The 17,950-nt window shown below is 72.5% G+C and carries 15 protein-coding genes; 5 read left to right on the top strand and 10 right to left on the bottom strand.

Features of this window, described 5'->3' with window-relative positions:
• Window positions 1–300: 300 nt before the first annotated feature.
• Window positions 301–462 carry a hypothetical protein gene (locus ACZ4S3_RS23235; protein ID WP_467937156.1) on the top strand — a complete coding sequence of 54 codons (162 nt, stop codon included), beginning with the start codon at window positions 301–303 and terminating at the stop codon, window positions 460–462.
• A gap of 132 nt (window positions 463–594) precedes the next feature.
• Window positions 595–2,607, top strand: coding sequence for an ABC transporter ATP-binding protein (locus ACZ4S3_RS23240; RefSeq protein ID WP_467937158.1), 2,013 nt, complete (start codon window positions 595–597; stop codon window positions 2,605–2,607).
• Between the two features lie 88 nt (window positions 2,608–2,695).
• Here ACZ4S3_RS23240 and ACZ4S3_RS23245 read toward each other — a convergent pair whose 3' ends face one another.
• Window positions 2,696–3,187, bottom strand: coding sequence for a MarR family winged helix-turn-helix transcriptional regulator (locus ACZ4S3_RS23245; RefSeq protein ID WP_467937160.1), 492 nt, complete (start codon window positions 3,185–3,187; stop codon window positions 2,696–2,698).
• A 120-nt stretch (window positions 3,188–3,307) separates the two neighbouring features.
• On the opposite strand from ACZ4S3_RS23245, the gene ACZ4S3_RS23250 reads away from it, so the two are divergent.
• A complete protein-coding gene (locus ACZ4S3_RS23250; RefSeq protein WP_467937162.1) occupies window positions 3,308–4,444 on the top strand; it encodes a questin oxidase family protein in 1,137 nt (378 codons plus the stop codon).
• A 21-nt stretch (window positions 4,445–4,465) separates the two neighbouring features.
• Here the strand turns inward: ACZ4S3_RS23250 and ACZ4S3_RS23255 are convergent, their stop codons facing one another.
• The 9 genes from ACZ4S3_RS23255 to ACZ4S3_RS23295 all read right to left on the bottom strand — a co-directional run bounded on the left by ACZ4S3_RS23255 (window position 4,466) and on the right by ACZ4S3_RS23295 (window position 14,103).
• On the bottom strand, window positions 4,466–7,063 hold the full coding sequence (locus tag ACZ4S3_RS23255) for a SpoIIE family protein phosphatase (protein ID WP_467937569.1): 2,598 nt from the start codon (window positions 7,061–7,063) through the stop codon (window positions 4,466–4,468).
• A gap of 278 nt (window positions 7,064–7,341) precedes the next feature.
• Window positions 7,342–7,815 (bottom strand): hypothetical protein, encoded by a 474-nt coding sequence (locus ACZ4S3_RS23260; protein WP_467937163.1) that lies wholly within the window; start codon window positions 7,813–7,815, stop codon window positions 7,342–7,344.
• A 66-nt stretch (window positions 7,816–7,881) separates the two neighbouring features.
• Entirely contained in the window at window positions 7,882–8,511 is a 630-nt protein-coding gene (locus tag ACZ4S3_RS23265) for a hypothetical protein (protein WP_467937165.1), read from the bottom strand.
• Window positions 8,511–9,866 (bottom strand): hypothetical protein, encoded by a 1,356-nt coding sequence (locus ACZ4S3_RS23270; protein ID WP_467937166.1) that lies wholly within the window; start codon window positions 9,864–9,866, stop codon window positions 8,511–8,513. The genes ACZ4S3_RS23265 and ACZ4S3_RS23270 overlap by 1 nt, the downstream gene beginning before the upstream one ends.
• Complete coding sequence (locus tag ACZ4S3_RS23275; protein ID WP_467937167.1) at window positions 9,863–10,678, bottom strand: ABC transporter ATP-binding protein; 816 nt, start codon at window positions 10,676–10,678, stop codon at window positions 9,863–9,865. The genes ACZ4S3_RS23270 and ACZ4S3_RS23275 overlap by 4 nt, the downstream gene beginning before the upstream one ends.
• Window positions 10,675–11,745, bottom strand: a complete 1,071-nt coding sequence (locus ACZ4S3_RS23280) for a zf-HC2 domain-containing protein (protein ID WP_467937571.1) — start codon at window positions 11,743–11,745, stop codon at window positions 10,675–10,677. The genes ACZ4S3_RS23275 and ACZ4S3_RS23280 overlap by 4 nt, the downstream gene beginning before the upstream one ends.
• A 5-nt stretch (window positions 11,746–11,750) precedes the next feature.
• Window positions 11,751–12,341, bottom strand: a complete 591-nt coding sequence (locus ACZ4S3_RS23285; protein ID WP_467937168.1) for an RNA polymerase sigma factor — start codon at window positions 12,339–12,341, stop codon at window positions 11,751–11,753.
• A 223-nt stretch (window positions 12,342–12,564) separates the two neighbouring features.
• Window positions 12,565–13,383, bottom strand: coding sequence for a hypothetical protein (locus ACZ4S3_RS23290; protein ID WP_467937170.1), 819 nt, complete (start codon window positions 13,381–13,383; stop codon window positions 12,565–12,567).
• Between the two features lie 87 nt (window positions 13,384–13,470).
• Window positions 13,471–14,103 (bottom strand): RNA polymerase sigma factor, encoded by a 633-nt coding sequence (locus tag ACZ4S3_RS23295; RefSeq protein WP_467937172.1) that lies wholly within the window; start codon window positions 14,101–14,103, stop codon window positions 13,471–13,473.
• 596 nt (window positions 14,104–14,699) lie between these two features.
• Between ACZ4S3_RS23295 and ACZ4S3_RS23300 the strand changes: the two genes are divergently transcribed.
• Window positions 14,700–15,461 (top strand): hypothetical protein, encoded by a 762-nt coding sequence (locus tag ACZ4S3_RS23300; protein ID WP_467937174.1) that lies wholly within the window; start codon window positions 14,700–14,702, stop codon window positions 15,459–15,461.
• Window positions 15,462–15,475: 14 nt separating this feature from the next.
• On the top strand, window positions 15,476–17,899 hold the full coding sequence (locus tag ACZ4S3_RS23305) for a bifunctional polysaccharide deacetylase/glycosyltransferase family 2 protein (protein ID WP_467937176.1): 2,424 nt from the start codon (window positions 15,476–15,478) through the stop codon (window positions 17,897–17,899).
• The last annotated feature ends 51 nt before the right edge of the window (window positions 17,900–17,950 follow it).

Here is a 17,950-nt window from a genome sequence, read left to right on the forward strand (position 1 = left end):
CGCTCCTCGACGCCGTACGGCCGTCCCGTACGGCCCCGCAGCCGGCCCGGCCGCCGCCTCCGCCGCCCTCCGCGCCCGGCAAACCCGCAGGTCGGCGAGCCGAGAGGGCGGTCCGAGCTCGTACCGCGCGCCCTCCCGTGCGGCCACGCTATGCACCTAATAGGCGACTCTGCGGCATATATCCGTCTTGCGTGAATTTTCACGTATAAGCCCTTGTTGCCCGTAACGGAGCGTCGTAGCCTCGAAAGTGTCGTAGTTCACATCGGACGCGACAAACCGAACGGAATCGAGGAGGCGAAGATGAGCTTCAAGGTCTTCCCCCGCAGGCGTCGGCACGGCGGCGACTGGGGCTATGGCGACGACGGCTACGGCCGTGGTGGTTATGGTCGCGGTGGCTACGGCCGTGGTGGTTACGGTCGCAGGCACCGCAGGCACCGCCGGCGTCGGTTCTTCAACTACTGACGAGCAGTCCTGACGAGATGTCCTGAGAACGAGGCAGGCTCGCGTTCCGCGCGAGTCGGCCTCGTCTCTTTGGGGCCGGAAGCGCCCCGAAGCGGCCCGAGCATCCACGAACGACGGTTTGGCGCAGAGACCATGCATCTTCGCAGCTCACGTCGGCGCGGCGCGCGCCCCGAAGCGCCACCCCGCAGGGTGACGGACTCAGCGGACTCAGCGGACTCGGCATCTCCGGCGTCATCTGACGCAGCGTCCCCGACGGCGACGTGGGCGCGTGCAGGAGCGGGCGGCCTCACCACGGACGCCGCATACGAGGTCAACTACCCCTATCCCCAACATGTGCGTGCCCGCGCGGCATTCCGCCGCTTCTGGCCGCTGACGCAAGGCGACCGCCGCTGGCTCCTCTGTGTGGGCCTGTGTGCGGTCGTTGCCGCGCTCGCCGAGACCGCGGCAATCCTGCTCTTCGCCGAACTCACCGACAAGGCTCTGCAGAAGGGCTCTGTCAGCGCCTTCTGGACCCCGGGCGGCCAGTGGCTCGCGGTGGCCGTCGCCGGCGGGATCGTGGCCTACCTGGGTAACTCGCTCGGCGCCTGGACCGCCGAGCGCTTCGTGATGCGGCTCAGGGCCCGCGTCTTCGCCCATCTCCAGACGCTGCCGCCGCACTTCTACCAGCGCAACCGCCGCGGTGACCTGGTGGAGCGGCTGACCGGCGATGTGGATGCCATCGAGCAGCTGGTGGTGACCGGCCTGGTCCAGGCCTGTACGGCGGTGTTCAGCGTCATCTTCTACGCCGCCGCGGCCCTGTGGCTGCGGTGGGACCTGGCCCTGGCCACCTTCGCGCTGGCGCCGCTGTTCTGGGTCGCCACCAGCCGTTTCACGGGCCGTCTGCAACAGGTGTCGCGCCGTGAACGCCGGGCGGACGGCGCCATCACCTCCGTCGTCGAGGAGACGTTGGTGAATGTCGTCCTGACCCAGGCGTACAACCGTCAGCACGACGAGGAGGAGCGGCTGCGCCGCGAAGCGGGTACGTGGTTTCGCGCATCCGTGACCAGCGCCCGCCTCAACGAGTTCTACGCGCAACTGGTGGAGATCCTCGAAACGCTCTGCGTCCTGACGATCATCGGTCTGGGCGCCTGGGAGATCTCCGCGGGCCGGATGTCCCTGGGGCAGCTGCTGGCCTTCGCCGCGTTCATCGGCTACCTCTACCCGCCGATCCGTAACCTCGGTGCGCTCGGCCTGACGGTCACCGCCGCGACGGCCGGGGCCGACCGCCTGCTGGAGATCCTCGACGCCCGCCCCGCCGTCACCGACCCGCCCGCCTCCAAGGTCGTTCAGATCCGGGGCCGCGCCATCGGCGAGGTGGAAGGGCGACAGATCACCTTCCGCTACCCCGGCGGCCAGGCCGAGGCCCTGCGCGACTTCTCCTTCTCCGCGGGCCCGGGAGAACTGCTGGTCATCACCGGTCCCAGCGGCGCGGGCAAGTCGACGCTGGCGGCGCTGCTGCTGCGTTTCTACGACCCGGACGCCGGCAGCATCCGCCTGGACGGCATCCCCGTGAACCTGCTGCCGCTCGCCCAGCTCCGCCGGAACATCACCCTGCTGCCCCAGCAGACCCTGGTCCTGCACGACACGGTCGAGGAGAACATCGCCTCCGGAGGCGTCAACGCGACCCATGAAGACGTGCTGCGCGCCGCGCGGGCAGCCGATGCCCACGAGTTCATCTCCGCCCTCCCGGACGGCTACCGGACCGTCATCGCCCCTGGCACCGCCCGGCTCTCCGGAGGCCAGCTGCAGCGGGTCGCGATCGCCCGCGCCATGCTCCGCGACGCACCCGTACTCCTCCTCGACGAGCCCACCACCGGCCTGGACACCCTCGCCGCCCAGCGCATCCTCACACCGCTGCGCCGCCTCGCCGAAGGCCGCACCACCATCGTGATCACCCATGACCTGGGCCTGGCCGCGCACGCCGACCGCGTCCTCGTACTGGACGAGGGCCGACTGGTCCAGTCGGGCACCCACGCCCAACTCATTCACCAGAGCGGCCTGTACGCCACGCTCCTCGAAGCGCATCCCCCCGCGCGAAACGGCGCGGTGCACTCTCATGCGGCAAGCCCCGCCGCCCCCTCCGCCGGCCCGACGGACAGTCGCTAGCCACCTCGGCCGCCACCTCTGCTCGCCGCCCCCCCACCCCCCCACCGGAACCGCACGACACCCGAGCGTGAGGTTCGTGGGGCGGGAGCTACCCCTGCACTTCCCGGACCCAGGCGCGGAGTCCCGCCAGGAACCCCGCCCGCTCGGCCGAGGACAGACCGTCCAGGGCGCGCAGCAGCGGCTCGCTGCGCCGGGCGACGAAGGTTTCGAGTGCCGGACGGTACTCCTCGGCCAGTGACACCAGGATGCGGCGGCGGTTCGCCGGGTCCTCGGTGCGGACGACGATGCCGGCCCGGTTCAGTCCGCCGACCAGTTCGCTGGCCGTGGGCAGCGACACCTGCAGCCGCCGGGCGATCTCGCTGACGGTCAGCGGCTGTCCGGCCAGCAGCTGCGGCAGTACCGCGCCATGGCGGGGCGTCAGCTGGTGTGACTCCATCGCGTCGCGCAGCGGATCCGGCATGAGTTCCCGTACGACGGCGCCACGGAAGTGGGGCGCCAACAGGGGGACGAGGCCGACGACTTGGAGGTCTTCAGGGGTCGGCGTCCGGGGCGCTTTCCCGGCCTCGTGGGCGTGGTGCATACTGCGAAGTGTAGATGCTTCGGGAATCCAAACTGTTTGGGTTTGCCGACTCATCCGTGATGCGGTGAGGAAGCGGGGCCGCAGCAGGACTGCGGCAGGAACCGGAAGTGGGGTGGCCACATGTCGTCGATCAGCTACCGCGACGCGGTCAACGATGCGCTGGAACGGATGGATGACCTCGGGTACGAGCGCGGGCAGGGGGTCGATCTCGCCAACCACGGCCCGATGGGAGCCGAGGCGCTCGCCCTGCTGGGACAGGAGGACGAGGTCGCCCGGTGGGTGGGCCGCTACCGGCGCGCGATGGCACACCACGAACCGCCCGCCGCCCGCTTCGCCCTGGACCCCGCGGACGAATCCTCCTGGCGCCCCGTCCTCGGGGACTTCCGCCGGGCCGGGGACTGGGAGCGACTCTTCGTCCGCGAACTGGCCGAGGCGCACTGGCGGGACGTGCTCGCCCGCTGGTGGCCGCGCCTGATTCCGGGCCTGTTCGCCGGGCTGACCCACGGCCTCATCCGTACCGCCCACGCGGTACGCGGCCTGTACGCCGCCGACGACAAGCCGGCCGGGCTGCAACTGACCGAACTGGCCCGGGGGTTGGCGTACTGGGCCGCCCGCTACACCGAGCTGCCCGGCCGCCCGCGGCTGCACGGTCCGTACGAGCTGTCCGCCGCGGTCGCCGCGCTGCCCCGGGTGCCCCAGGAAGGCGGCCTGCGTCCGGGCACCGTCCGCGACCGGCTGGACTCGCTCGACCGGCTCCCCGGCTACCACGACGCGCTGGAGTGGCTGTCCCCCGAACAGGCACCCCGGCTGCTGAGCGAGATGACGGCCCAGTTCGCCGACGTCTACCTCGGCCACCCCGAGGTGTACCCGGTCCCGCTGATCCACGGCGTCACCGCACCCGCCGCCGTACGCATGGTGCTCCCGCACCTGCCGTACGAGGTGCACGCGCAGACGGTGGCCCGGCTGTGGCAGGTACAGGCGGCGTTCCTGCTGGCCTTCACCGTCGACCGGGGCGCGGAGGGCACGGCGGTGGGACGGCCGGAGATCCCCGACACCCTGCCGTCGATGTCCGAACTGGGGGCACGCGCCGCCGAACACGGCGACGAGCATGTCATCAAGTTCACCGAGGCCTGCCTGCGCGAGTACGCGCTGCGCCCGGACCCGCGGTACCCGGCCGCGGCGTTCGCCGCGCAGCGCCGGATCGCCCGGCTGGACGACGGCGGCGGGGTGGGGGAGTTGCGCGCCGGCACCCCGTAGGCGACGGGACCGCCGCCCTGCTCACGGAAGCGCCTGTTCCGCCCAGATGATCTTGCCGCCCGGTGTGTAGCGGGTGCCCCAGCGCTGGGCGAGCTGGGAGACGAGGAAGAGGCCGCGGCCGCCCTCGTCCTCCGCCGCGGCGTACCGAAGGTGCGGGGAGGTGCTGCTGGTGTCGGAGACCTCGCAGATCAGGGTGCGGTCGTACAGCAGACGTACGCGGATCGGGCCGGTGGCGTAGCGGATGGCGTTGGTGATGAGCTCGCTGAGGATGAGCTCGGTGGTGAAGGCCGTTTCCTCCAGGCCCCACTGCGTCAGTTGCCCGGTGATGTCCGCGCGTGCGTCGGCCACGGCCGCGGGGTCGGACGGGACCTCCCAGTCGGCGATGCGGTCGGGGGGCAGAAGGTGGGTGCGCGCGATGAGCAGGGCGATGTCGTCGCGCTGACGGTCCGTGAGCAGGGCGTCCAGGACGGCCTCACATGTCTCGTCAGGCGTCCGGTCGGCGTGTGCCAGCGCCGTGGCGAGGATCCGCAGCCCGGTGTCGATGTCCCGGGTGCGGTCCTCGACGAGACCATCGGTGTACAGCACGAGGCTGCTGCCCTCGGGCAGCCGCAGATCCACCGCCTCGAAGGGCAGGCCTCCGAGGCCGAGCGGCGGGCCGCCGGGGAGTTCGGGGAACTGCACGCTGCCGTCGGTGTGCACCAGCGCCGGCAGGAGATGGCCGGCCCGGGACAGGCTGCACACCCCGGAGGAGGGGTCGTAGATCGCGTACAGGCAGGTGGCGCCCGCGATCATGGCTTCCTCGTCCGCCTCGGCCGTCTCCTGGTCGATGCGGTTGACCAACTCGTCCAGATAGCTGAGCAGTTCGTCGGGCGGCAGGTCGAGGGTGGAGAAGTTCTGCACCGCTGTGCGCAGGCGGCCCATCGTGGCGGCGGCGTGCAGCCCGTGGCCGACCACATCGCCGACCACCAGGGCGACGCGGGCGCCCGGCAGCGGGATGACGTCGAACCAGTCGCCGCCCACCCCGGTCTGCGCGGGCAGGTAGCGGTGGGCGATGTCCAGGGCGTTCTGTTCGGGCAGACCGCGGGGGAGCAGGCTGTGCTGCAGCGTGACGGCCATGGCGTGCTCGTGCGTGTAGCGGCGCGCGTTGTCGATGCACACGGCGGCCCGCGCCGCCATCTCCTCGGCCAGGGACAGATCACCCTCTTCGAAGGGGGCGCTCTCCCGGGTACGCCAGAAGTTGGCGACCCCCATGTGGACGCCGCGCGCCTGGAGCGGCACGGTGATCAGCGACTGGCATCCGTAGTTCAGGACCAGCTCGAGGCGTTCGGGGTCCTGGGCGCGCCAGTTCTCGGCGTCCCGCACATCGGGTACGAGCACGGACTGGCCGGAGATGAAGCCCGCGGCCATCGGGGTGGGTGCGGGGTACGCGTGGAGCTCGCCCGTCCGGTAGAGGGGATGGTCGTCGCTGACACCGGCGAGCGCCACACGGAGCAGTTCGGGCGATTCGCTGTACGCCATCGTCGGCGGCTCCTCGCCGCTCAGGACGGGCTCGGCGAGGTCGACCGTGGCGAAGTCGGCGAACCAGGTCACCGCGACCTGGGTCAGCTCCTCGGCGGTGCGCTGCACATCGAGGGTGGTGCCGATGGCCACGCTCGCCTCGTACAGCAGCCGCAGGCGGCTCTGGGCGGCCTCCGCCTTTCCCGCGAGGGCGAGCAGTTCGGTGGAGTCCCGCAGTGTGGCCACGCTGCCGGGCGGCCCTCCCCTGCGGTCCGTGGACCGGATGTTCACCGCCAGCAGCAGGTCCCCGACCGGGAGCACCTCGTCGGTGACCGGCCGCCCCGAGGCCAGCAGCTCGGCGGTCCGGTCGTCGAGTCCCAGATCGGTGACGCGGTGCCCCTCCACGTCCGGGGCCAGGCCGAGGAGCCGGCGCGCCTCGTCGTTCGCCAGCAGGACCCGCCCGTCCGCGTCGACGATGAGCACGCCCTCGCGCACGGCATGCAGCACCGCGTCGTGATGCTCGTACATGCGGGCCATCTCCACCGGGCCCAGCCCCTGGGTCTGGCGCCGCAGCCGGCGGGTCACCAGCGCCGTGCCGCCCGTGGCCAGGGCGAGCGCGGCGGCCCCGGCGCCGAGCACGACCGGCAGCTGCCGGTCGATCGCGCTGCTCACGTGCCGGACCTGCATGCCCGACGACACCATGCCCACGACTCTGCCGCGCGAGTCGGTCACCGGGACGACCACCTGCACTTCGTGGCCGAGCGGGCCGTAGACGCTTTCGATGGTGATGCGACCGGCGAGCGAAGGCGCGATGGTGCCGACGAAATGCTTCCCGATCTCCTTCGGCTTGGGGTGCGTATAGCGGATGCCGGCGCGGTTCATGACGACGATGAAGTCGACGCCGCCCTTCTTGCGGGCGGCCTCGGTCAGCGGCTGCAGCACCGCGGACGGGTCGGGGCCGCGCAGGACCTGCACCAGACCCGGGGCGTGCGCGAAGGACTCGGCCGCGGCGAGCGAACGATCGCGGGCCCCCTGGAACCGGTCGCTCCGCGACTGGACCAGCAATGTGGTCACCGCGGCCACCACGAGCAGCAGCACGATGAGAACCTGCAGCACGAACATCTGACTGGCGACGCTGTGCGTGCGCGCCACCGAGCGCAGGCGCCGCGCCGACGGCTTCGGCGAGCTCCCGCGTCGCTCACGCCGGCCGTCGCCGCCGCGCCGACGGGGGAACCAGCGCCCCGACGGTAGCCACGGAAAGCGGCCGGAGATTCGGGCCATACGTCATATGTATCTTGCGCCCCGCCGTGTCGGAGGCGCACCACGCCGGGGTATCAGATGACTGTATGACGGACTCCCGGTCCCGGCAGTCGCCAGTGAACCTCGCCGGGGCCGCCCCGCTACTTCCTCCCGGGCGTCCACTTCATGCCCAGCCGGTACGCCCGGGAGATCACGTCCTGGACACCCGGACCGTCCTGCGGGGTGAACCACCGCACCTCGCGCCCCACGACGAGTTCGTCCTTTTGCCGCTTGATCAGGGCGATCGCGCACGCATGCGCCTGCGGCGGGCACTCGTCGAGACGTACCTCGAAGCGATCGCCGCGGTCGGAGGTGAGGGTCACCACCGCATCGAGGCCGGCGAAGTCCCCCGAGCCGTCGTAGATATAGACGAAGAGCAGGAGCTTGGAGAATTCGGCCTGGTGGTCGAGATTGATGACGAGGTTCTCGCCCGTTGCCCGCGCGCCGGTGCGGTCATCGGCGTCCAACGCCACATACGGGTGACGGTCCACCGCACCGAACGCGTTTCCGAGACCCTGCACCACGGTCTTGCCGCCATCGCGGAACCTGATCATGCAGCCCAGATCGAGGTCCACGTCCTTGGCCGCGCCCGCCCGCAGCGTGCCATCTGGGCGGAGGTTTGCCGATCCGTAATCGCCCTGTCACCGGCTCTCCGGCCGCGCCCCGCGTACGGCATAGAGCGCCGCGCCCACGACGAAGGCGCCGACCGCGGGTGCCCATGCCGCGGGCTGCGGCCCCGGCTGCGTGGCCCAGGCCCATACCGTCGCGGCCCGGCCGGGGACGCCACCACCCGCCAAGTACACCGCGCTGAGATACGCCACCGTCGGCAGCCAGCTCAGCCGGGCGCCGATCACGGCGGCGGCCGCCACCGTGATCCCCACCGCCCCCACCAGGTTGCGGGCCATCGCCAGGGCGCCGAACTCCTGCGCGTGCCCCGGCACGGCAAGCACCAGGGTGCCGACGGCGAGCGCGGTCAGCGCCAGCAGATGGGCCAGCCGCCGGGGCCACGCGGGCCGCACGGCCGTCCGGTCCAGCTCCGCGGAGTGCTGGTACAGGCTGGTGCCGATCGCCGAGGCGGCGAGCATCGGCGCGAGTGCCACGACCGGCACCCGCCGGTACGGGTCGATATAGGCGTTCAGCCCGTGTGCGCAGAGGGCGGCCAGGGCCGCGGTGCCGAGGAGCGTGGCCACGGTGAGGGGCAGGGCCCGCGAGCGGGCACAGAGGGCGTACCCGTACGTCGGCGCGTACGCGGATCCGTCGCTGTCGCGCATCACAGTGCGGGCACCTCGTTTGGATCGCAGCTGCCGGCGGTCGCGAAGTAACGGCCGAGCCAGGCGCGCCGCTGGCCGTCCTTCATGTGCGTAAGGCGGGCCAGGGACCGTGCATCGGCCTCGGTGCCGGCAATCGCCGCCTTGTCGCCCCACTCGCGGGCTTGTGCCGCGTCGGTCCTGCGCCTGCGGTCACTGAGGCCGTTGGAGACGAGCCAGTCCCGTACGACGCCGTCGGTGCGGGTGTCACCGGACGACTCGCAGTTGCGCCACACCAACCCGGCCGCGGCCTCCCACGCAAAGCGCTCCGGATCGGCCAGTTTGCCGCGTACGACGCTCTGGCCGAGGAAGAGCTGGGGCAGCTGCGCCTCGCCACGGTGCGGAGCACGGTGCCGGTCCTCGAAGCGGACGGGGACGTTCGCCACCCCGTCGAGCCGCCCGGTGATCCCCGACAAGGCGCGCGAGACCTCCGGCAACAGGCCGCTGTCCAGCCCGTTGACACACACCCGTGGAGACGAGTCGTTGCACACCTGCGTCTTCGCGAGCGGGTCCGGGCGCCACATGCCGTCTCCGGTCCGCACGACGACCACGGCGGCGGCGACCGCGACGGCCAGTGGCAGCAAGGCGGCGTACCGGTGGCGGCGGACGGTGTACGCGACGACGGCGGCGCCGGCGAGACCGCCGGTCCACACGGCCATCGCCAACGGCTCCCACCAGACCGGCACGACGTCGGCTCCTTGGACCGTGGCCGGACTGAGGTAGCGGACCGGCGACATCTGGTAGGTGGGGAAGCCGAGCGCCACATACGCGCAGACGGCGAGCGCGGGCGCGGCGAGCCGCCACCGCCACAGTCGTCCGACGACCATGCCGCCCAGCGTCATCGCGGTCAGGAACACCGCGTCCGCCGCCGGCGGCCCGGCAAGCGGCCGACCGGCCGAGACATACGGCCAGGTGGCCAGCAGCGCCCCGGCCACGGCAACCGCGTAGCCGACGAGGGCACCGACCACCACCGGCCCAGCCGCCACCAGGAACTGCGCGAGCGGACCCCTGGCACCGGAAACCCGCAGCTCCGCCGTGCGCGACCGGCGCTCCCTGCCGCCCTGCCAGCACCCCGCGGCCGCGGCCAACGGGCCGCCGAGCAGCGCGGCCACGGTCTGCAACTGATCCTGCGTCTCGTGCCAACTCCCCTGCCAATAGGCCGACTTCACCGCCGTGGGCACGAGGAGAGTGAAGGACATCGCGAGCGCGGCCCAGCGGGCGGGACCGCTGCGCAGCTCGGCGTACAGCGGGTGATGAGTGCGCCGGCCCCGTCGCGGAGCGCGTGCGGCGGGCGGACGGGAAAGGGCCGGGGCGGTCATCGTCGCACCCCCGCGGCGGGCGCCGCGCCGGCCCGGTGGCCGCGCAGGGCCGCCGTGTAGCCGCGCTCGATGGGATTGCCGCCGATGCCCGTACCGTCCGCGCTCTCGCCGAGCTCGGCCAGCGAGGCAGGCGTACCGCGATAAGCCACCCGTCCGGACTCGACGAGGGTCACCTCGGTGCACGCCACCGCCACGTCCTCCACCAGATGGGTGGAGACGATCACGGTGCCTGCCGCGCCCAGCTCCTGCAGCAGCGAACGGAATTCGACCCGCTGCTCAGGATCGAGACCGGCGGTCGGCTCGTCGAGCAGCAGCACGGCCGGATCGTTGACGATGGCCTGCGCGATACCGGCCCGCCGCACCATGCCACCCGACAGCGTCTTGACCTTGGCGTCGATACGGTCCGCGAGCCCGACCCGCGCCACGGCCCGCTCGACCGCCGCCCCGGCCTCGGCGCCCGGCATCTCCTTGAGCCAGGCCACGTACGCGACGAACTCCCGCACGGTGAAACCCGGGTAGTACCCGAAGTCCTGCGGCAGATAGCCGAGTCGGCGCCGGGCCGCCGCCAGTTCCCGGTGGCCGGACAGATCGCGGCCCAGGAGTTCGACGCGTCCGCCGTCGGGGCGCGCGACCGTGGCCAGTACCCGGATCAGGGAGGTCTTGCCGGCGCCGTTCGGGCCCAGCAGCCCGTGCACTCCCGGGCCGAAGTCGAGATCGATGCCGTCAAGCGCAACGGTTCTGCGGTGCCGGACACGCAGCCCGGTGACACTTATGGTGCCGGCGCCGGTGCTGTCAGCGGGTGTGGTGATCACAGATTCTCCAGACGGTCGAGGCGCGAGCCCCGGCCGGAGGCCGGGCCGAAGTCGAAGGAATGGCGGCGCAGGGCGAGCAGCCCCGCGCAGAGCGCGCCGGCCACCGCCCAACCGCCTTGCACCGCAGGCCCGGAGAGGTACTCCGCCAGCTGCCCGGCGAGCGCGGCCACCGGGACGATCCCCCCGCCCCCGCCTTCGCCACGCGCCGCGAGGACCGGCAGCACCACCGCCGCCGTCCAGCCCGCGGCGACGACCCCGGTGGCGGCCCGGCACCCGACGTACGAGCCGAGCGCGAGCGCTCCCAGCGTCAGGGCCAGCCCCGGCAGCAGCCAGGCCGCGGCGCCCGGCACCCCCGGGGTGTCCGGCAGCAGGGCACCCACCGCGGTGAGCAACGGCAGGCTCACTCCGAGCACGGCGGCGGTGCGGGTCAGCAGCAGCCGCAGCCCGCCGGACGGCGTCGCGGCGCCGATCTCATACATCGGATCGGCATGCGGCCCGTACGAGAGCGCCACGCCGGCAAGCGGCAGCACCGGGGCGAGCGCGAGCAGCACGGGACGCGCACCGTCGAACCCGGCTCCGTACGCCAGCCCCGCGGCCGCGGCACACACCAGCAGCAGCGCGACCACCCACGACCCCCGCAGCCCCGGCCCGGCGGCCCAGACCACCCGCCCGAACCGACGCCCTAGGGCAGGGAAGACGCGCCGGGAGGAACCCGCGCCCGCGTCGCCCTTCCCGGCCTCCGCGATCGCACCCGCCGCCCCGGCCTCCGTGACCGAGCGTGCCGTCCCCGTCCCCGTCCCCGCCTCCGCCACCGCGAGCAGCAACGATTCCCGTACCTCCGCCAGTACCTCCGCCGCGTCCCCGGCCGCACCACCCGTCGCGCGGACGGCCCCCGACACCATGGCCGCACACCGGGTGCATGCCTCCACGTGCTTCTCCAGAGACCACGCGTCCGCCTCGGGCAGGGACCCGGCCGCATACCGCGCGCTCATCGCCGCATCCACATGCCACACCGCAGGCGCGGCGCCCCGCCGCAGCTCACCCGGGCGGGCGTTTTTCCCCATCATGCGCGTCATGCGAGATCTCCCACCGGCGAACCGCCATCGGACAACTGGGCCAGGACGGCGCGCAGTTCACGGCGGGCCCGCATGGCCCGGGTTTTGATCGTGCCCTCCGGTATCCCGAGCACCAGCGCCGCTTCGCGGGTGGTCAGGCCGTCGACGACCGTGGCGCGCAGCACCTCGCGCAGCTCCGGCGAGATCCGGTCGAGGGCCGTGCCCACATCCCCATACTCCAGCCCGGCCAGGACCCGGTCCTCGGCGGACGCGGCAGCCGCCGGCGGCTCGTACGCGATGCGCTCGGCCCGTGCGTGCGCCCGCTGCGCATCCACCAGCCGCCGCGCCGCGATCACCCACAGCCAGCCACCGGATTCACCGCCCCGGTACGTGCCGGCGGACCGCCACACGGCGACAAACGTGTCCTGAAGGACCTCGCGCACCGTCTCCGGATCCCCGCACCGCCGCGTCAGCCGCGCATGCAGCCAACCGGCATGCCGGTCGTAGAGCGCAGCCAACGCACCCTGGTCCCCCCGGGCCACGGCACGCAGCAGCACCCCATCGTCATCCGGCTCTCGGTCTGCCCCCACGGGGCGGAACAGTCTCACGCCCTCTCTATCGCCCGGCGGACCGCACCCGGTTCACGCCGCCGCCCCGGCCGGCATCCCGCTTCCGTGAACCGCGGCCTACTGCGCCGCAGACGGACAACGCCCGGTGAGAGCAATGGCGGAGGATACGAGATTCGAACTCGTGAGGGGTTGCCCCCAACACGCTTTCCAAGTCTTCGTCCGGGGGTTCAGCTGGGGCCGTTCTGCCTGCTCAGGGGCGGGGCTAATGGTGCTCCCCGCCGCCGTTTCCCTCGTCTGTCCGGCCGTTCCCGGTCGCGCTGTGCGTGGCGCCGGGGTTGGCGTCGGGCGTGCCGTTGCCGGAGGCGCCGGTGTTCCCTGCTGTGCCGTTGCCGGTTTTCGCGGCGCCCTTGCCGGGTTTGCCCGTGCCGGCCGGGCCGCTCGGCGCGGCCGTCGCACGCGTCAGCTGCTCGGAGCAGTACGCGGCGACCTTGTCCTTTCCGCCGGCGGCCGCGACGAGCCGCTGCCAGGCCGTCGCATCGAGTGCTCTGCCGCGCCCTTCGATCTGCTTGTAGGCCCGGCAGTGGGCCTCGGCGTCCTGGGCGGGGGAGGGGCGGTCCGTGGGGCCGGGGCGGCCGGAGGACGACGGCGAGGCCGTACCGCCCGGCTGGTCCGGGGCGACCGCAGAGGGGCGCGCGGTCCCCCGGCCGGTACCGGCACCGCCGGCGGACGAGCCGGCCGAACCGACGGCCGCGACCGCGACACCGCCCAGCGTGAGGCCGGCGAACACCACGCCGAACGTCATCCGCACCGGGCGCCGGACACTCCGCTCCTCGCGCGGCCGCCAGTCGTCCCGGCGCCGGGTACGTGCCCGGCGCTCGCCCGCGCCGTGGGCGGCGGCCCGGAAGGAGGCCAGGGCTCGCTGCTCGGCCTCGGGGTCGAGGCGGTCTGTGCGGATGGCGGCGCCCAACACTGATTCCAGCGTGGCGGAGTCCTGCACGTCCCACGGGCCGGAGACGCTGCCGTCAGGGTGCCCATGCCGGTGACGGACCGGAGCTCCATCGCCGCTCAGCCGTTCACCCATGTCCGCTTCCGCTCCTGTCCGACCGCTTCGATTCGTTGAGGTGCCGGGGCCCGGTGCCTTCTGGCCGCCCGCTGTCGCCTTCGTCGTTCATTTCGACTTTCCCAGCGTTCGGGAAGCCTCATCCGTCACACCCTCGTCCGCGTCGCCGCCGACGCCCAGCTGGCGGGCGAGACGTTTCAGGCCCCGGTGGGCGGCCGTGCGCACCGCTCCCGGACGCTTGCCGAGGACGCGTGCAGCGGCGGGACCGTCCAGACCCACGACGACCCGCAGGAGCACCGCCTCGCCCTGGTCCCGCGGCAGCCCGCGAACCAGTTCGAGGGCCTGCTCGGTGGAGAGGGACTCCAGGGCCTGGTCATGGGTGTTGTGCGGTCCGGGCAGGTTCAGTACGTCCTGTTCGGTCCCGCCGGCCCGGGGCCGCACGCGCTGGCGGCGCAGATGGTCCAGTGCCCGGTGCCGGGCGATGGCCGCGGTCCAGCCGCGGAACCCGGCCCCGTCCCCCTTGAAACGTCCGAGGTCGCGGGCTATCTCCAGCCAGGCGTCGGAGGCCACGTCCTCCGCGTCCTCGCCGACCAGCCCGTGCAGATAGCCGAGCAGGCCCGGTTGCACGAGCCGGTAGGCCACCGCGAAAGCGGCATCATCGCCGTCCTGGGCTCGCGTGACCGCTGCACCCAATTCCCCGTCGTACGGCTTTGCGCGCCGGGGTTGCCCTTCCTGGCCCAAGACTGTCCTCGTTCGCACCGGGTTGATAGCGGGTCCGTGTCGTCCGCCGCGCTCCGGACGCAACGACCGCCCATGAGAAACAGCGTCTGCCTTCGCGAAAGTGTCACAACATCCAGTGGTCCTTCACGCCGTCGCCGCAGTCCATCGGTGTGCCTACGGCGGTGCGCGACCGGCACTGCCCCGGCGGTGTGACGTTTCGCGCCGGTCGTGCGCTGGCTGAGTACCGGGGTCGGTACCGGGCAGGCCGACGGCGAACCCCTGCCGGATGCCGGCACCGCCGGACCCCTCTCCGGGCCGCTGTGGACTCCCCCCCTGCGAGCGGCTCGGAGAGGGACGGGCGGCTGGGAGCCCGCCCACTCCACGGGCCCCCGGCCGCCCCACATGCACCGGACCGGCGGCGGGCGTCGGGGATGACGCGGTGGTGAAGCGGGTGCCGGCCTGAGGCGGGTATCGGCACATCTGCTCGCACCTTGTCCGGATCACACCTTTCCGGAGACTTCATCCGTCCCGTGAGGGCCAGGTGTAACACTTCGGGCCGAGTTCGCTCTTTCTTTGCGGGCGACCGCGTCGGTCGGCCAGGACAGGGGACACGACTCGTGCGGTGGACGGACGAAAGCGGAGCGGTGTACGGCGAGGATCCGTACGGCGGTGCCGGCTACACCTATGCCTATGGCCACGAGTACGCCTATGGCCACGAGTACGGAGGGGGCGTAACGGGCGTCACCACCGACTCGGCCTCGCCGCCCTGGGGCGGGGCGCAGCCCGCGCAGTGGACGTACCCGACGGGGCGGACCATGACGGCGTGGGACTCCCCGCACGGTGACGTCCTCACAGCGCAGCTCCCGGTATCCGACACAGCGCAGCTTCCGGTGTTCGACGCACCCGGCCACCCCGTGCCAGAACCCGACACGCCCACGAGCGAGTCGGCGCGGCCCGTCTTCGTCGATTCCTCGGGGCGACGCCAGCGCCGCGTGCTCCGAGCCGCCCGGCTGCTGGTGATCCCCGCCGGCGGCTATGTCGCCGTGCTGATCAGCACGATGCTGGGCGGCCCCAGCATCGGCTCTCCGTTCGTCCCGCACGCGGACTCCGCGCACTCGGCAAGGCCCAGGGCGACCGCATCCGACCCCTCGTCCGGCACCGGAGACCCGGCGCGGAGCGCGAGCCCGACCGCGGCGCAGAAGAACTCCGGCACAGCGGGGCGGAAAGCCCCCAGCCCCACCGCCCGGCCGGCAGCCTCCGCCGACCCTGCGGCCGCGTCCCGGTCCACGGCTGCGCCCGCCACGACCGCCGCCCCCATCACGACCGCCCCCGCTCCCAAGGGCCGCGCCCTCGGCTCGTCCCACAAGCCCGTGAAGTGATCCAAGGCCCTGACGTGACCGACCGCCGACACCGCAACGCTCCTGCCCGCCGCCACGGCCGCACCCGCCCGATCACACCCCGCGCCCACTGGCTCCTGCTGAGCGTGCTCGCGGTGACCCTGTCGCTGGCCCTCCTGCTCCAGGGTTACACCCACCACATGTTCGGGATCACCTCGGACGCCGTGACCGGCGCCCGGGGACGGAGCGAGGCGGTGCCCGGTCAGGTGACCCACGGCGGCCCCGTGATCGCAAACGCCGCCACCTCTGCGCACACCGCCAGGGTCAAGGACCGCTCCATCGCGCTCACCTTCGACGACGGCCCCGACCCCGTCTGGACGCCGCGCATCCTGGACGTACTGCGCCGCAACCATGTGCACGCGACGTTCTTCGTCGTCGGAACCCAGGTCGTGGCCCACCCGGAGCTGGTCCGCCGGATCGTCGCCGAGGGCCACGAGATCGGTATCCACACCTTCACCCACCCCGACCTGGCCCGCCTCGCCCCCTGGCAGCGTTCCCTGGAGCTGCGGGAGACGCAGCTGGCGGTGGCCGGCGCCGCGGGGGTCACCACCGCACTGCTCAGGCCGCCGTACTCCTCGGAGAACGACGCGCTGGACGATGCCGACTGGTCCGTCCTCGAGCAGGCGGACAGGGAGGGCTATGTCACGGTGCTCTCCACACGGGACGCCAAGGACTGGCAGCGCCCCGGTGTGCACCGCATCCTCGCCCGTGCCACACCCCACGGCCGTGCCGGGCAGATCGTGCTGATGCACGACGGCGGCGGTGACCGGTCGGGGACGGTTGCCGCGCTGAGCGCCCTGATTCCACGGCTCAAGACCGAGGGCTTCCGGTTCACCACGGTCGGCGCCTCGGTCGGCATGGCTGGGACGCTCCACCGCGCCGGGCTCGGTGACCATCTGCAAGGCAAGGCCCTCATCGGGCTGCTCCAGGCCGGCGACTGGACCGTGTGGCTGCTCGGCGTGCTGATGTACGCGGCCGGAGCGATCAGCGTGCTGCGCGTGGCGGTCTTGCTGATCGCGGCCCGCCGGCACCGGCGGCTGCGGACGGGGCCCCGCGGCCGGTCCTGGGGGCCGCCGGTGACCGAACCGGTCAGCGTCATCGTCCCCGCGTACAACGAGAGCGCCGGGATCGAGGCGGCCGTGCGCTCACTGCTCGCCTCGGACCATCCGGTGGAGATCATCGTGGTGGACGACGGTTCCACCGACGGCACCGCCGACCTGGTGGAGTCGCTCCACCTGCCGGGGGTGCGGGTGATCCGACAGCAGAACGCGGGCAAGCCCGCCGCGCTCAACACGGGACTCGCCGCCGCCTCGTGCGAGCTGGTGGTCATGGTCGACGGCGACACGGTCTTCGAATCCGACACCGTCCGCACGATCGTGCAGCCCTTCGCCGACCCCCGGGTGGGCGCCGTGTCGGGCAACGCCAAGGTCGTCAACCGCGGTGGCCTGCTGGGCCGCTGGCAGCACATCGAGTACGTGGTCGGCTTCAACCTCGACCGCCGCCTGTTCGACCTCGCCGAGTGCATGCCGACCGTCCCGGGGGCGGTCGGCGCGTTCCGCCGCCGGGCGCTGCTCGCCCTGGGCGGCGTCAGTGACGTCACCCTCGCCGAGGACACCGACCTCACCATGGCGCTGTGCCGCGCCGGCTGGCGCGTGGTCTACGAGGAGGGCGCGGTGGCCTGGACGGAGGCGCCCGCCTCACTGAACGCCCTGTGGCGGCAGCGTTACCGCTGGTGCTACGGCACCCTGCAAGCGATGTGGAAGCACCGCGGCGCCTTGGTGCAGCGCGGCGCCGCCGGGAAACTCGGCCGACGCGGCCTGGTCTACCTCCTCCTCTTCCAGGTCCTGCTGCCCCTGCTCGCCCCCGTCGTGGACATCTTTGCCGTGTACGGGCTGCTCTTCCTCGACCCGGTCCGGATCATCGGGCTCTGGCTGGGCTTCCTGCTGCTGCAACTCCTGATGGGCCGGTACGCGTTCCGCCTGGACGGGGAACGGCCCGGTCCGCTGTGGAGCCTGCCGCTGCAGCAGTTCGTCTACCGGCAGCTGATGTACCTGGTGGTGATCCAGTCCGTCTTCACCGCCATTTCGGGCTCCCGCCTGAGATGGCAGCGCATGGAGCGGTACGGCAGCCTCCGGGCCCCGGTGGGTGCGGAGGCGCCCGGCCATGACCTGCCTCCGCAGGATCCCGGCGCTGCGCACGCGGCGCCGTACGACGGCTTGCCGCAGCCGGGGCCGTACGACCCTTTCCACCAGCCGGAACCGTACGCCGACTTCCACCGACCGGGGCCGTACGACCCCGTCCACCAGCCGGAACCGTTCGACAGCCCTTCCACCGCCCCACCCCACAACGATTACTGGCAGCCCCCACCCCACAACGATTTCCGGCAGCCCGCACCGCACGAGACGTCGCAGCCGTACTGAGTCGTACTGAATTGCACCGAGTCGTACTGAGCTATACCGAGTTGTACCGGG

This window comes from Streptomyces sp. NPDC028368, assembly GCF_055565615.1.

Coding starts and splice junctions, on each gene's coding strand:
- ACZ4S3_RS23265 (WP_467937165.1), bottom strand. CDS start 8,511: ATGCGCGACAGCGACGGATCCGCGTACGCGCCGACGTACGGGTACGCC.
- ACZ4S3_RS23270 (WP_467937166.1), bottom strand. CDS start 9,866: ATGACCGCCCCGGCCCTTTCCCGTCCGCCCGCCGCACGCGCTCCGCGA.
- ACZ4S3_RS23250 (WP_467937162.1), top strand. CDS start 3,308: ATGTCGTCGATCAGCTACCGCGACGCGGTCAACGATGCGCTGGAACGG.
- ACZ4S3_RS23255 (WP_467937569.1), bottom strand. CDS start 7,063: ATGTTCGTGCTGCAGGTTCTCATCGTGCTGCTGCTCGTGGTGGCCGCG.
- ACZ4S3_RS23240 (WP_467937158.1), top strand. CDS start 595: ATGCATCTTCGCAGCTCACGTCGGCGCGGCGCGCGCCCCGAAGCGCCA.
- ACZ4S3_RS23235 (WP_467937156.1), top strand. CDS start 301: ATGAGCTTCAAGGTCTTCCCCCGCAGGCGTCGGCACGGCGGCGACTGG.
- ACZ4S3_RS23290 (WP_467937170.1), bottom strand. CDS start 13,383: ATGGGTGAACGGCTGAGCGGCGATGGAGCTCCGGTCCGTCACCGGCAT.
- ACZ4S3_RS23245 (WP_467937160.1), bottom strand. CDS start 3,187: ATGCACCACGCCCACGAGGCCGGGAAAGCGCCCCGGACGCCGACCCCT.
- ACZ4S3_RS23280 (WP_467937571.1), bottom strand. CDS start 11,745: ATGATGGGGAAAAACGCCCGCCCGGGTGAGCTGCGGCGGGGCGCCGCG.